Here is a 13,110-nt window from a genome sequence, read left to right on the forward strand (position 1 = left end):
TTAGAATACGCTTATATTAGTACGCACTACTATGAGTGAACAACCGGCGAACGGTCGTTCCGGGGGAGCAACGACCCACTCGATCGGGCCAGCGGGCGCATCGGCGGCGGACGACGGACGTTGCGAGGGCGTTACGCACACGCTCTCGGAGCGGGACCTCGCGGTCGACGTCGAGACGCTCGCAACGGTCGGCAGCCGGACGCGGTACGAGACGCTTCGTCTCGTCGCGGCCGCCGACGGCGGCGTCTGTGGCTGTGAGATTGAGCCCGCGCTCGACGTGAGCCAAGGGGCGATCAGTCAGGCGCTCTCCCGGCTGCACGACGCCGACCTCCTCAAGCGTCGCAAGGAGGGCCGCTGGCGGTACTACGACGTAACACCCCGAGCCGAGCGGTTGCTTGCGGTCCTCGACGGGACGCGACCGGAACCTGATACGGCCGTTCTCGACGCCGGATCGGAGGACCGATCGTGAGCGATCCGGCAGAGGCGGGCGACGACGCGGGCACCGACGCGAGCACTGACGCGAGCACCGGTCCGATCGACCCGGCCGAGCAGCGGCGCGTCGTCCGGGAGCGGTACGGCGGGATCGCCCGGAGCGCGACCGACTCGGACGCCGGGTGCCGTGAGGCTGGCCCCGGCGAGTCCACGGGATGCTGTGAGAGCGACGGAAACGCCGGGGTCGATCCCGGCTCGGAGTCGCTTCGCCTCGGTTACGATTCGACCGACGTCGACGCGGTCGCCGAAGGTGCGAACCTCGGGCTCGGCTGTGGGAACCCGACCGCGCTCGCGGCCCTCAGCGCCGGCGAGACCGTCCTCGACCTCGGCTCCGGCGGCGGGTTCGACTGTTTCCTCGCGGCCCGCGAGGTCGGTCCGAACGGACGGGTCATCGGCGTCGATATGACGCCGGAGATGGTCGAACGCGCCCGCGAGAACGTCGCGAAGAACGACGCCGAGAACGTCGAGTTCCGGCTCGGCGAGATCGAGCACCTGCCGGTCGCGGACGAGACGGTCGACGTCGTCATCTCGAACTGCGTGATCAACCTCTCGCCGCGGAAGCCGCAGGTGTTCCGCGAGGCGGTCCGCGTCCTCCGTCCCGGCGGACGACTCGCTGTCTCCGACGTGGTTCAGACGGCGCCGTTCCCGGACGACGTGCGGCTCGACCCGTCGTCGGTCTCGGCCTGCGTCGCCGGCGCCGCGACCATCGACGAGATCGAGTCGATGCTCGCGGACGCGGGATTCACGGAAATCGAGATCGATCCGAAAGAAGCGAGCGAGTCGTTCATCCGAGACTGGGACGCCGACCGCGACCCGAGCGAGTACGTCGTCTCGGCGACGATCGAGGCGCGAAAACCGCGGTGAACGACCGGCGGTCATTCATGCCTCATAACAGATGAACGCCGCGCGATTCGCGCTTATAAATCGCGCGTGAGCCGCGGGTTCGTCACCGCGCCGTCGGCCGCCGAGGCGAAGTCGCGAGCGTACTTCGCGAGGACGCCGCCCTCGTACTGCGGCGCGGGCGGCTCCCACGCCTCGCGCCGCTCGGCCAGCTCCTCGTCGGAGAGGTCGACCGCGAGGTCGCGCTCGGGGATGTCCACGGTGACGTGGTCGCCGTCCTCGATGAGCCCGATCGGGCCGCCGTTCGCGGCCTCCGGCGCGACGTGGCCGATCATCGGGCCGCGCGTCGCCCCGGAGAACCGTCCGTCGGTGAGTAGCGCGACGTCCTCCTCGTGACCCGCGCCGACGACGGCGGCGGTGACGCCGAGCATCTCACGCATCCCGGGGCCGCCCGTCGGCCCCTCGTTGCGGATCACGATCACGTCGCCGGAGTCGACCGCGCCGGACTGGACGTACTCCATCGCGTCCTCCTCGTGCTCGAACACGCGCGCCGGCCCCTCGTGGTAGAAGGCGTCGTCGCCGGTCACTTTTAAAACGGCGCCGTCGGGCGCGAGGTTGCCGTCGAGGATCTTGATCGCGCCTTCCGCCTCTTTGGGGTCGTCGACGGTGTAGAGGAAGTCCGCCTCGATCTCATCGTCGTCGGGGAGCTCGCCGTTCGCCTCCAGTTCGGCGATCTCCTCGGCGAGGGTGCGCCCGGTGACGGTCATCGCGTCGCCGTGGAGGAGGTCGGCTTCGAGGAGGCGCCGGAGGACGACCGGGACGCCGCCGATCTCGTGGAGGTCGTTCATCACGCGACTCCCGCCGGGCTGGAGGTTCGCGATCTTCGGCGTGCGCCGCGAGATCTCGTCGAAGTCCCCGATCGCGAGGTCGACGTCGGCCTCCGCGGCGAGCGCGAGCAGGTGGAGGACGGCGTTCGTCGAGCCGCCCATCGCGGTCTGGACGGCGATGGCGTTCTCGAAGGACTTCCGCGAGAGGATGTCGGAGGGACGCCGGTCGTTCGCGAGGCAGTCGAGCACGAGCTCGCCGGCGCGTTCGGCGACCGCGTAGCGCTCCTCGTCCTCCGCGGGCGGCGACGCGGAGCCGAGCGGCGCCATCCCGAGCGCTTCCGAGAGCGACGCCATCGTGTTCGCCGTGAACATGCCGCCGCAGGAGCCGGCTCCGGGACAGGCGTGTCGCTCCAGTTCGTCGAGCTCGTCGCCGCTCATGTCGCCCTCGGCGTACGCGCCGACGCCCTCGAACACCTGCACGATCGTCACGTCGCGGCCGTCGTGCTGCCCCGGCATGATCGAGCCGCCGTAGAGGAACACGCTCGGGAGGTCGGTGCGGATCGACGCCATCAGCATGCCGGGGAGGTTCTTGTCACAGCCCGCGACGGTGACCAAGGCGTCCATCCGCTCGCCGAACGAGACGAGCTCGACGGAGTCGGCGATGACCTCCCGGGAGATGAGACTCGCCTTCATCCCCTCCGTCCCCATCGAGATGGCGTCGGAGATGGTTATCGTCCCGAACTCGATCGGCATTCCGCCCGCGCCGTCGATCCCGTCGATCGCGGCGTCGGCGACGTCGTCGAGGTGGACGTTACACGGCGTGATGTCGGCCGCCGGGTTCGGCACGCCGACGATCGGCGAAGAGAGGTCCTCATCGTCGAACCCCATCGCCCGGAACATCGAGCGGTGGGGCGCGCGCTCGGCGCCCTCGGTCACGTCTCGGCTTCGAAGGTTCGCGTCCTTCTTGCCCGCAAATCGGTCCGCGTCGTCCCCTCCTCGGCGAGGTGTTTCTTCCTCGTCGGGTCGTGGCTGCTGTTCGCTCATACCTAGACCTGTCGCTCGGGGGTCTTAAACGGACGTGACGAAACAAGGGTTGCTTCGAGGGAATCGCGCTCAGTACGGCGGCGACGTGAACCCGTCGAACTCCCCGACGGGCCGAACGCCGACGCCGTGGAAGTCGCTGTCGGGGTTATCGCCGTCGGGCTGAACGACGTCGACGCGCTCGCGCGTCTCGATGTCGAACACGGCGTAGCCGGGGTTGATGCCGGTCGCGGCGTGCGGGTCGCCCGAGAGCGGGTTCGGTCCGCGGAGGGTGACGAACATGTACTCGCCGTCGGGCGAGGCCCACATGATGTCGGGCGCGTCGGACTCGGCCGGGTCGTCGGACTGCTCCGGGCCGAACGCGTCGATCTCCTCGATCACCTCGTCCGTCTCGGGATCGAGAATGAGCCCGTCGTTCGTCTCGCGGTTCAGCACCCACAGCTCCTCGCCGTCGGGAGTGAACCAGAAGCCGTGCGCGTCGACGCCGCCGGTCGAATCGACGGTCGTCACCTCGTCGTCGGCCGTGTCGTACACGTAGAAGTCACCGACGCCCTCTGCGGCGAACGGGTCCTCCTCGGGATCTGCGTCGGGATCCGACGGGAGCCCCGCGGTGAGGTAGAACTTCTCCTCGGTCGGATGTGGGGTGGTGCCGCAGTTCGTCGGGACCTCGTCGTGCGAGTACGCGCGGTCGACCGAGAAGTCGTCGTGGTCGACCACGACGAGCGCGCCGTCGTAGTAGCTCGGCCCCATCGTGTGGAAGGAGCGCCCGTCCCGTGCGTACTGGTGACAGATCGGCGCCCCCGACTCTATCCCCGCGTCGAGGATCGTCTCGTTCTCGCGGACGTCGATCTCCGCGACCTGCTCGAACGTCTCGTTCTCGAGGTCGGCGTCGACGCGGACGATCTTCTCCTCGCCGATCACGTCGACGTGGATGTACTCGTCGTCCGGCGAGAAGCCGGCGAAGTGCGAACCGGAACCGGTCTCGATGTTTCCGACCAGCTCTCGGTCCTCAGTTCGGTAGACGAGGACGCGCGCACCGGCGGTGCAGGCGACGGCGGCGTACTCGTAGTCGGACGTGTAATCGACCATGTGCGGCACCTCACCGTTCTCGGCTCCGGTGTCGATCTCGTCGACCTGCTCGAAGCCGCCGTCGTCGGTCGGTCGGTGGATGTAGATCGTGTTCGTCCCCTGGTCGGCACCCCAGATCTCGTAGGTCGAGGCCGCCTCGTCGTCGGTCGAGCCCGTCTCGTCGTCGGCCGAAGCCGCCTCGTCATCGGTCGAAGCCGGCTCGTCGTCGGTCGAGTCCGTCTCTTCGTCTGCACAGCCCGCGAGCGCGCCGATCCCTGCCGCCGTCGCTCCGGCGACGAAAGTTCGGCGAGTTGTCTCGTTCATCCTGACTGTACCCGAGCGATACGCACCCTAAACACTACCGATCCAACCTGTCCTAAACAGCCGAATGAACGCGTTAGGGCGCCAAATTCGGCGGATTAGCGTCATAGGATGGAACAATATTAGCCGCTACCTACGACGGCGCATTCTTCCCGAAAATCGGTTGAGAGAGACGGTGAACCGCACGAATCCGTAACAAGACGCGAAACAGGCGTCATCGGTCGAAACAACCCTCCGAACCAAGCGTAGGCTCTTGTCCGTGCCGCGCCACCGATCGGTATGACCCTCCCACGTCGCGAGTCGCTGTCGCGGCGCGCGTATCTCCGTGCGGCCGTCGCCGCCGGCGGTGTCGCCGGGCTGTCGGCGTGCCTCGGTGAGCGGGACAGCGACGACGTGCCCCGCGGCGACCCGTCGGATCGGCCCGAGCGGCAGCACGCGTGGAACGCGGTCCTCTCCACGGACGCCGACGGCAACCCCGTTCCGCCGGACCACTGCGTGCTGGTCCCGCTTCGCCTTCGAACGGTGCCCGACGACGAATCCAGACGGCAGGTCGAATCCGCGTTCGAGCGACTCGAATCGGCGTACGACCACGATCCGACCGGGCTCCTGTTCACCGTCGGGTACTCGTCCGCGTACTTCGACCGACTCGGTGGGGACGACGGAGTCGACGGGGTTGACGGAGTCGATGGAGCCGACGGGGTCGACGCGCCGGTTCCGGAGCCGACGGCGCTCACGTCGATGGAATCGCCCGAATTCGACGAGTTCGACGCGATCGTTCACCTCGCGAGCGACGATCCCGCCGTGGCGCTCGAAGCGGAACGGGCGCTGTTCGGCGAGGCGGACCCCAACGGACTCGACCCCGAACCCCTCGACGAGGTGTTCGAACGGGCCGAGCCGCGACGGACCGGGTTCGTCGGCGCGGGGTTGCCCGCGGATCACGCCGACCTCCCCGGAGTTCCGGAGTCGGTCCCCGACGAGGCCCCCTTTTTCATGGGGTTCCGGTCCGGGTTCGCGGAGAGCCAAGCGCCGGAGGACCGGGTGACGATCCGCGAGGGCCCCTTCGCGGGCGGTGCGACGCTACACGTCTCGACCATGGATCTGAACCTCCGGCAGTGGTTCGAGCAGGACTCGCGGTACCAGCGCGTCGCGAAGACGTTCAGCCCCGACCACGCCGACGAGGGCGTCGGCGACATCGGGGAGGCGCTCGGCGCCGCGACCGGCGCGGCGGCGGTTGCCGGAGACGCCGAGGCGGACGCGCGGACCCGTGGTATCGTCGGACACGCCCAGAAGGCGGCCCGAGCGCGGGATTCGGACGGGACGCCGCCGCTGCTCCGCCGCGACGTGAACACGGTCGACGGCGACACTCCCGGGGTGCACTTCATCGCGTATCAGCGGACCATCGACGACTTCGTCCGCGTGCGAAACGCGATGACCGGCGCGGACCTCACCGAGGGCGGGGTCGGCCAGCGACTGAATAACGGGATCCTGCAGTACATCCTCGTTCGTCGGCGCGGGAACTTCGTCGTCCCGCCGCGCTCGACGCGCGCGCTCCCGGACCCGCGATGACGTACTTACCGGAACCTCACCGATCGGACCGCGACCACACCGTTCCCGACCAATGACACGCCAACTCGACCCGACCGGCGATCGTAACGCACCGTCTCCCGACAGTCACGACGTCCACGCCTCGCGTACCACGGCTCCGACGACGCGGAGGGCGCTGCTCTCCGTCGGCGGGGGAGCGCTCGCGACCGCGGGACTCACTGGGTTCGCGGGATGCCTCGGAAGCGACGCCGACGGTGGTGGCTCGGATGGTCGCTCGGACGGAGGCGACGAAGCGAATACGCTTCCCGACCTCCCCCGGGTCGAGAACCCGCCCGACGGCGTGTACGTGCCGACCCACCGCGAGGCGATGGAGCACCTCCCGACGCAGCGCGTCGGCGAGTTCGCGGTGACGCCGATGATCACGTACCCGCACCGCTTCTGGCTCGTCACCGGTCAGCGCGTCGAAGAGGTGCTCCCCGAGTCCTCACGGGGAGTCCACCTGATGTTCACGCCGTGGGATCCCGAGACGGAAACCGTGCTCCCGGTCGACGCGGGCGCACAGATCCGAGTGTCGCGAGACGGCGAAGCGGTCGACCAGCGCGCCCCGTGGCCGATGCTCTCGCAGTCGATGGGGTTCCACTTCGGCGACAACGTCCCGCTACCGGGGGACGGCACTTACACCGTCGAGATCGAGCTCACTCCGATCGCGACGCGGAAGACGGGCGGGTTCGACGGGCGGTTCGAGGAGGGGGCGACCGCGACGTTCGAGTTCGAGTACGACGAGCCCCTTCGACGACGGCTCATCGACGACGTCCGATACTTCGACGAGGAGCTGTGGGGGCAGCTCGGCGCGATCGAACCGATGGACCCAGACCACGGGAGTCACGGAGACGACGGCGGCCACGGTGACGGCGAGACCGACGATCACGACGAGACGGAGATTACGATGCCGTACTCGCGGCTCCCGGCTCCCGAGGAGTACCCGGGCGTCGCGATGGGCGAGCCGCGGACCGGCGACGCCCGCGTCGTCGTCCGGTCTCTCCGTGAATCTCGGCTCGCCGACGGCGACGACTACCTGCTCGTCAGCCCGCGAACACCGTACAACGCGGTGCCGCTCGCCGACACGGCGATATCGGTGGCCGGTGCGGTCGAAGGGAACCTGACTCAGACGCTCGACGACGAACTGGGCCTCCACTACGGAATTCCGGCGTCGCTCTCGCCCGGTGACACGGTCGAGGTCCGGTTCGACTCCCCGCCGCAGGTGTCGCGACACGCCGGCTACGAGACGGCCTTTATCGACATGCCGCCCGTGGAGGTGTCGATCCCCGAATGACGGGCGACGATCGATTCCGGACCGCGAACGCCCGCGCTCTTCTCGGAGTCGCCGCGGCTCTCGCCGTCCTCGCGCTCGTCGCGGCCGTACTCCTGACGGGATTCGCCGGGCCGGGAGCGGCCGCGGACAACCCCGGCCTCCTCGACTTCGAGCCGGCGGACGTCGAGGCCGACTCGGGCGGGACAGTGACGGTCGACGTGACGCTCGCCGCGATGGGCGGGTACGACGACGACGGCGTCCGCTCGTTGCGGTACACCGTCGCGTACGACAGCGCCCTCCTGACGGCGGCAGACGTGGATATCGGGCCGTGGATGTACCAGGAGAACGAGACGGAGGTCGTCCACGAGACGACGATCGATGAGGACGAGCCCGTCGGACGCGTCACGGTCGAGCAGTCGCGAGAGCCGCCCGCCGGTGGTGTGAGCGATATCGGTGACACCCCGACCGCGGCGATCACCTTCGCGGTCGACGAGGACGCCGAACCCGCGGACGCGGTCGTCCAGTTCGAGGACGCCGAGGCGGAGCTACTGGAGTTCCCGCTTCCCGTGTTGACCAGCCGCGAGCTGGTTATTTCTATCGACGGTGGCGGTGAGCGCCGAGCGCCGCTCGACGCTGAAAACGGCGGTGACAGCGACGACGACGGCGACAGCGACGACGATCCGGGCGTCACCCTCGCGGACGACTCCACCGACTCGGAATCGGATAGTTCGGGGACGTCCGCAACCGCTCTCGTTGTCGCGCTCGTCGTCGCCGGTACGGTCGCCATCGCCGGGGTCGCCGCGCTCGCGGCACGGCGGAGAACGTAGCTCGGGAGAGCTACGCGCCTACTCAGAGAGTCGTGCGCCCGCTCCGAGAGTCGCGCGTGAAGAAGGCTACGCGAACGCGTCGAGGACGCCCGCGCCGTCGGTGCTCCGACCGAGATCCGGGAGCGTCGCGCGTTCGGGATGCGGCATCAGGACCGCGACCGTCTCGCGCTCGCCGAGGACGCCGGCGACGTTGCCGGTCGACCCGTTGGGGTTCGCCTCGTCCGTGACGTTCCCGTCGGCGTCGCAGTAGCGGAAGAGCACGCGGTCCTCGTCGACGAGTTCCTCGAACGCCTCGTCGCCGATCTCGAAGCGACCCTCGCCGTGGGCGATCGGCACCTCGATCACGTCGCCCTCGTCGTAGGCGGCGGTCCACGGGGTGTCCGCGCGCTCGACGCGGAGCTGAACGGGTTCACACTGGAAGCGCGCGGAGGCGTTCGTGGTGAACGCGCCGGGAGTGAGTCCGGACTCGGAGCCGATCTGCGCGCCGTTACAGACGCCGAGCACGGGAACGCCCTCGTCGGCGGCGGCGCGGACTTCCCGCATAACTGGCGCGCGTGCGGCCATCGCGCCGGCACGGAGGTAATCGCCGTACGAGAAGCCGCCGGGCAGGACGATCCCGTCGGTGTCGGCCGGGAGTCCGTCCTCGTGCCAGACTCGCTCGGCGTCGATTCCGAGGTGATCGAGCGCGCGGACCGCGTCGCGGTCGCAGTTGGATCCGCCGAATTGGACGACTGCGACCGTCACGCCGACCACCTCGCGTGGGCGGCCGCGCGGTCCGCGTCCGTCCCGGTCGGCGTCGTCGAGACGGCGACCGTCATGCCTCGGCGACCGCGACGTCGTAGTCGTGTATCGTGGGATTCGCGAGCAGCCGCTCTGCCATCTCCGTGGCGCGCTCGGCCGCCTCGTCGGCGTCTCCCGCGTCGAGATCGACCTCGAACCGGTCGGCCGACCGGAGGTCGGAGAGCTCGAACCCGAGCCGTTCGAGGGCCTGCTGGGTCGTCTCCGCCTCGGGGTCGAGGACGCCCCGTTTCAGCCGCACCGTCACCGTCGCGGTGTATGCCGTCATAATCGATAGTGCGGAGTCGTGTGTAAAAACGGTTTTGGAACGCCTTTTATATCCATATTCGTGGATAGATATCGGTCGATCGTGAGAGAAACGCCTGCCGCGGAGCGAAAGGGGCAAACCCCTCCGCGTTCTGGAGTGGGTGTATGCAGCCGTTCGAACCATCGGAGGTGATCGTCGCATGACCCGCGAACTGACCGAGATCACGGTCGTCGGAGGAGACAAGACCGGACTCATCGCGCGGGTCACCTCCCTGCTGTTCGAGCGGGGAATCAACATCGAGGACCTCGATCAGGCGGTCCGCGAGGGCGTCTTCCGGATGACGACCCGCGTCGACGCCTCCGAGATGGAGACGTCACGCGGCGAGCTCCGGCGCGCGCTCGCCGAGCTCGGCCGCGAGCTCGACGTCGACATCCAAGTTCGGTTCCCGAGCGACCGCGACGCCCGGCGGATCGCGCTTCTGGTCACCAAGGAGACGCACGCCCCCGAAGCGCTACTGGAGGCGGAGGCCGCGGGCGATCTGGCCGACGACGGCGAGGAGGCCGAGATTCCGGTCGTGATCGGTAACCGCGGCGACCTCAGATCGCTCGCAGAGCGCTACGACAAGCCCTTCTACGACGTGGGCGACGGCAGCGGCAACACGGACGAGGGGCGCCTGCTCGACCTGCTCGCGGAGTACGACGTGGACCTCATCGCCTTGGCGCGGTACATGCGGATCCTCTCGCCCGAGGTCGTCTTCCGGTACGAGGGCCGGATCATCAACGTCCACCCCTCCTTGCTACCGGCGTTTCCCGGCGCAGAGGCGTACCGGCAGGCGAAAGACGCCGGAGTTCGAATCGCGGGCGTCACCAGTCACTACGTGACGACGGACCTCGATCAGGGGCCGGTGATCGCCCAGCGCGCCTTCGACGTCCCCGCAGGGGCCGGTGTCGGCGAGATCAAGCGACGCGGGCAACCCCTCGAAGCCGACGTCCTGCTCGACGCGGTCCGGCTCCACCTCGCTGACGCCATCGCGATCCACCGCGGAACGGTCCACGTACGGGAGGACGCGGACATCGACGCGCAGCTCGGGCTGAGCCAGGCCGCCGTCGAGGCCAACCCCGACGAGCCGGTCGACGGGGAGCCGCTGTCGCGGTCGCGGGTCCCGTCGGCCGGGAGCGACTGATGGGCTCCCGTTAGCGGCTCGATTCGAAAGACAAAACCGTCCCACGCATTGATGAGCGCTCCTCGCGATTCACGGTTCGTAGCCGCCACGAGAGCGATTGTCCGCAGCGACGAGCGGATGGTCCTCCTCTTTCTCCTGCTGTTGTCTGTCGCGGCACTCGCCGTGTTCCTCCACTACACGGTCGGGATTCTCGACGGGCTCCCCGAGGTGATCCCCGCGAATCCGCCGAGGCCGTAGGTGGTGCCGTCCGGAAGCCGAATGCGAGCGACTGATCCGGATAAGGCAGCGACTGGTCCGTGTAAGCGAGCGAATCTCGCTTATAAACGAACGAGCAGATCCCGGTTGGCGGCCGTGTACGTGAGTTCGCCGTCGCGGAACGCCTCTCGTCGTCGCGTCGCCCAGTCGCTCGCGTCGTATCCGGTCTCACCGACCGCGGACTCGATCGTGTCGAGCAGATGCGCGAGAACGGTTCGATCGCCGCTCTCGTACGGTGGTTCGATTCGCCACGGCGACGGCCCCTCGGCGAGGACAGCGTCCGCGGCCGCCGCCAGCGCCGACGCACCCTCCGGACTGCCCGGACGGTACTCGCGCATGTGCCGGTGATACGCGTCGAGGACGGCGTCGTCTGCGGGGTCGGACGGCGATAGCGACGTCTCGCCGTCGTACGTTATCGGCGCGTACGCGAGCGGTGCCGCCTTTTTAAGCGTCTCGACCGCGGGGGCGGCGTCGACGACGTCGAAGAAGGCGCAGCCGATCACGGCGTCGAACGTCACATCGGCCTCAGCGGCGAACTCGAACGCGTCCGCGACGCGGAACTCGACGGCGACGTCGCCGACCGCGTCCCCGATGCGGGCTTCGCCCGCGGCCAGCGCTTCCGCGTGGGCGTCGACGGCGACCCACCGTCCACTGTCGATAACGCCCCACTCGTGGAGTCGCTGCACCATCGTCGCCGTGCCCGCACCGACTTCGAGGATCGTCGGGTCCGGCGGAAGCGACGCGGCGAACGCGTCGAGCACGCCCCGGTCCAGCGCGCGGTCGTCGAGCCCGCGCTTCGCGTCGAGGTAGGTCGCGTGGTCGATGGCCGGCTCGGTCATCGCGCCACCTCCTCGAAGAAGTCCACCGCGTCGTCCATCGATTCCGTCCAGGTCGGCCACGCCTCGTATGCCTGCCGAGCGGCGGTCCCCATCTCCGCCAGTCGCTCGCGGTCCGCGAGCCGCCGCAGTCGGTCCGCGATCGCGTCCGCGTCCTCGGGAGCCACGAGGAACCCCGACTCGCCGTCACGGACGAATTCGGCGGCCCCGCCCACAGTCGTCGCCAGCGGCACACAGCCGAATCCCATCGCCTCTAGGTACACCATGCCGAACGGCTCGTATCGGGAGGGGACGGCCAAGACGTGGGTCTCGCGGAGCCGATCCGCGACCGCGTCGTCGTCGAGTCGGCCGGTGAACTGGATCCGCCCGGCGATTCCCGCGTCGGCCGCCGCGTCGCGAACGCGGTCGACGTACGCCGGGTCGCGGTCCGTGTCGCCGACGACGGTAAGGCGGTAGTCGACGCTTCGGCCGTCGGTGTCGCTTCGGCCGCCGCCGTCGCTTCGGCCGGATTCGCTTCCGCGATCGAGCCGCGATACCCCCTCGACGAGCGCGTCGAGCCCCTTCCGTTCGACGACGTTGCCGAGGAACGTGATTTCGAGGGGCCGCTCTGCCGCTCGCTCGCGTATCGCCGCCGTCGAGACGTCGGGTGAGAACCGGTCTCCGGCCGGGGGCGCGACCACGCTCCGCTCCGGTGCGCCCATCGCCTCGGCGGCGCGGCGCGTCGCCTCGGCGTTGTACACCGCGGCGTCGACGGTCGAGAGGAACCGCCTCTCGATCTGCCGAACTCCGTAGCGGACGAGCCCCGCTCGCGCTCGCGACGCGATCATGTGCAGCAGCGCCACCGTCGGCGTCTCGACGCGAGGGTTGACGGCGACGAGCGAGGGATGCGCGAGACCGTCTTCGACGAGGACGTCGGCGCCGATGGCGTCGAGCTGTGTCGCGATTCGGCGCGCTCGTAGCGCGTCCGCGAGCTGGCGCGGATACGACTCCCACGAGAGCGAGGCGACCGTCACCTCGTGGCCTCGGTCGCGGAGCCGGTCGCGGAGGCGGCGGTCGTAATAAAAGCCGCCGGAGCCGTCGTCGATGTCACCGGCGATCACCAGTCCGACGTGCATCACGACAGCGGCCCGGCGTAGCGCACGACGGCCTTGTCGTCCTCGCTGACGGCCACCGTCAGCGATTCGGCGGCCGGCGCGTCGATGTCGGCGAGTCGGTCGAAGATCGCCCGCGCGAGACGCTCGACGCTCGGGTTCCCCTCCAAGTGGTCGTTGAGCGTCTCATCGCGGTACGCGTCGACCGCCTCGGCGAGTTCGGCGCGCGCCAGATCGATGTCGAGCAGGTAACCGTACTCGCCGAGTTCGGGGCCGCGAAACGTCACCTCGGCCTCGAAGGCGTGCGAGTGGAGCGTCGCCTCCTCCGGCGGCGGGTTCGGAACGGTCAGGTAGTGCTGTGCGACGAACGACTCGGAGACGGTGACGGCGTACATGTGTGATCTGGTGACTGTCTGGTGTGTCGATG

Annotated in this window: 14 protein-coding genes; 7 read left to right on the forward strand and 7 right to left on the reverse strand. The window is 69.0% G+C overall.

The features are described from left to right. Positions 1-31: 31 nt before the first annotated feature. Both ACNSN4_RS07075 and ACNSN4_RS07080 read left to right on the forward strand, forming a co-directional pair. Positions 32-469 (forward strand): ArsR/SmtB family transcription factor, encoded by a 438-nt coding sequence (locus tag ACNSN4_RS07075; RefSeq protein WP_418285095.1) that lies wholly within the window; start codon positions 32-34, stop codon positions 467-469. Then, positions 466-1,356, forward strand: coding sequence for an arsenite methyltransferase (locus ACNSN4_RS07080; protein WP_418285096.1), 891 nt, complete (start codon positions 466-468; stop codon positions 1,354-1,356). The genes ACNSN4_RS07075 and ACNSN4_RS07080 overlap by 4 nt, the downstream gene beginning before the upstream one ends. Positions 1,357-1,409: 53 nt before the next feature. Here ACNSN4_RS07080 and ilvD read toward each other — a convergent pair whose 3' ends face one another. Next, positions 1,410-3,203, reverse strand: coding sequence for a dihydroxy-acid dehydratase (ilvD, locus tag ACNSN4_RS07085; protein WP_418285097.1), 1,794 nt, complete (start codon positions 3,201-3,203; stop codon positions 1,410-1,412). A 69-nt stretch (positions 3,204-3,272) separates the two neighbouring features. Then, positions 3,273-4,592, reverse strand: a complete 1,320-nt coding sequence (locus tag ACNSN4_RS07090; protein ID WP_418285098.1) for a cell surface protein — start codon at positions 4,590-4,592, stop codon at positions 3,273-3,275. Between the two features lie 276 nt (positions 4,593-4,868). On the opposite strand from ACNSN4_RS07090, the gene ACNSN4_RS07095 reads away from it, so the two are divergent. The 3 genes from ACNSN4_RS07095 to ACNSN4_RS07105 are packed head-to-tail and all read left to right on the forward strand — an operon-like array spanning position 4,869 to position 8,273. Further along, a complete protein-coding gene (locus ACNSN4_RS07095; RefSeq protein ID WP_418285099.1) occupies positions 4,869-6,155 on the forward strand; it encodes a DUF7405 family protein in 1,287 nt (428 codons plus the stop codon). Positions 6,156-6,207: 52 nt separating this feature from the next. Further along, a complete protein-coding gene (locus tag ACNSN4_RS07100) occupies positions 6,208-7,467 on the forward strand; it encodes a DUF7350 domain-containing protein (RefSeq protein ID WP_418285100.1) in 1,260 nt (419 codons plus the stop codon). Further along, positions 7,464-8,273 carry a hypothetical protein gene (locus ACNSN4_RS07105; protein WP_418285101.1) on the forward strand — a complete coding sequence of 270 codons (810 nt, stop codon included), beginning with the start codon at positions 7,464-7,466 and terminating at the stop codon, positions 8,271-8,273. The genes ACNSN4_RS07100 and ACNSN4_RS07105 overlap by 4 nt, the downstream gene beginning before the upstream one ends. Positions 8,274-8,339: 66 nt before the next feature. Here ACNSN4_RS07105 and purQ read toward each other — a convergent pair whose 3' ends face one another. Together purQ and purS are read right to left on the reverse strand one after the other, a co-directional pair. Then, entirely contained in the window at positions 8,340-9,017 is a 678-nt protein-coding gene (gene purQ, locus ACNSN4_RS07110; protein WP_418285102.1) for a phosphoribosylformylglycinamidine synthase I, read from the reverse strand. Between the two features lie 70 nt (positions 9,018-9,087). Beyond that, positions 9,088-9,339 carry a phosphoribosylformylglycinamidine synthase subunit PurS gene (gene purS / locus ACNSN4_RS07115; protein ID WP_418285103.1) on the reverse strand — a complete coding sequence of 84 codons (252 nt, stop codon included), beginning with the start codon at positions 9,337-9,339 and terminating at the stop codon, positions 9,088-9,090. Between the two features lie 178 nt (positions 9,340-9,517). Here purS and ACNSN4_RS07120 point away from each other — a divergent pair, with 178 nt between their 5' ends. Continuing rightward, positions 9,518-10,501 carry a formyltetrahydrofolate deformylase gene (locus tag ACNSN4_RS07120; protein WP_418285104.1) on the forward strand — a complete coding sequence of 328 codons (984 nt, stop codon included), beginning with the start codon at positions 9,518-9,520 and terminating at the stop codon, positions 10,499-10,501. A gap of 51 nt (positions 10,502-10,552) precedes the next feature. Beyond that, positions 10,553-10,738, forward strand: coding sequence for a hypothetical protein (locus ACNSN4_RS07125; RefSeq protein ID WP_418285105.1), 186 nt, complete (start codon positions 10,553-10,555; stop codon positions 10,736-10,738). Between the two features lie 80 nt (positions 10,739-10,818). On the opposite strand, the gene ACNSN4_RS07130 is transcribed toward ACNSN4_RS07125, so the two are convergent. From ACNSN4_RS07130 to ACNSN4_RS07140, 3 genes are read right to left on the reverse strand one after another with little or no spacing between them, the layout of a single operon-like run. Next, the gene (locus ACNSN4_RS07130) at positions 10,819-11,595 is read right to left on the reverse strand and encodes a class I SAM-dependent methyltransferase (protein ID WP_418285106.1); all 777 of its coding nucleotides are present in this window, start codon (positions 11,593-11,595) and stop codon (positions 10,819-10,821) included. Further along, positions 11,592-12,707: a glycosyltransferase family 4 protein gene (locus tag ACNSN4_RS07135; protein WP_418285107.1), complete on the reverse strand. Its 1,116-nt coding sequence runs from the start codon at positions 12,705-12,707 to the stop codon at positions 11,592-11,594. The genes ACNSN4_RS07130 and ACNSN4_RS07135 overlap by 4 nt, the downstream gene beginning before the upstream one ends. Next, entirely contained in the window at positions 12,707-13,078 is a 372-nt protein-coding gene (locus tag ACNSN4_RS07140; RefSeq protein WP_418285108.1) for a 6-pyruvoyl trahydropterin synthase family protein, read from the reverse strand. The genes ACNSN4_RS07135 and ACNSN4_RS07140 overlap by 1 nt, the downstream gene beginning before the upstream one ends. Positions 13,079-13,110 lie beyond the last annotated feature (32 nt).

This window comes from Halorubrum marinum (assembly GCF_048381195.1).
Classification (GTDB): Archaea; Halobacteriota; Halobacteria; order Halobacteriales; family Haloferacaceae; genus Halorubrum.

Bases quoted from the DNA above. Each gene is read 5' to 3' on its own strand.
- ACNSN4_RS07075 (WP_418285095.1), top strand. From the start codon at position 32: ATGAGTGAACAACCGGCGAACGGTCGTTCCGGGGGAGCAACGACCCAC.
- ilvD (WP_418285097.1), bottom strand. From the start codon at position 3,203: ATGAGCGAACAGCAGCCACGACCCGACGAGGAAGAAACACCTCGCCGA.
- ACNSN4_RS07090 (WP_418285098.1), bottom strand. From the start codon at position 4,592: ATGAACGAGACAACTCGCCGAACTTTCGTCGCCGGAGCGACGGCGGCA.
- ACNSN4_RS07095 (WP_418285099.1), top strand. From the start codon at position 4,869: ATGACCCTCCCACGTCGCGAGTCGCTGTCGCGGCGCGCGTATCTCCGT.
- ACNSN4_RS07100 (WP_418285100.1), top strand. From the start codon at position 6,208: ATGACACGCCAACTCGACCCGACCGGCGATCGTAACGCACCGTCTCCC.
- ACNSN4_RS07105 (WP_418285101.1), top strand. From the start codon at position 7,464: ATGACGGGCGACGATCGATTCCGGACCGCGAACGCCCGCGCTCTTCTC.
- purS (WP_418285103.1), bottom strand. From the start codon at position 9,339: ATGACGGCATACACCGCGACGGTGACGGTGCGGCTGAAACGGGGCGTC.
- ACNSN4_RS07120 (WP_418285104.1), top strand. From the start codon at position 9,518: ATGACCCGCGAACTGACCGAGATCACGGTCGTCGGAGGAGACAAGACC.
- ACNSN4_RS07125 (WP_418285105.1), top strand. From the start codon at position 10,553: ATGAGCGCTCCTCGCGATTCACGGTTCGTAGCCGCCACGAGAGCGATT.
- ACNSN4_RS07130 (WP_418285106.1), bottom strand. From the start codon at position 11,595: ATGACCGAGCCGGCCATCGACCACGCGACCTACCTCGACGCGAAGCGC.
- ACNSN4_RS07135 (WP_418285107.1), bottom strand. From the start codon at position 12,707: ATGCACGTCGGACTGGTGATCGCCGGTGACATCGACGACGGCTCCGGC.
- ACNSN4_RS07140 (WP_418285108.1), bottom strand. From the start codon at position 13,078: ATGTACGCCGTCACCGTCTCCGAGTCGTTCGTCGCACAGCACTACCTG.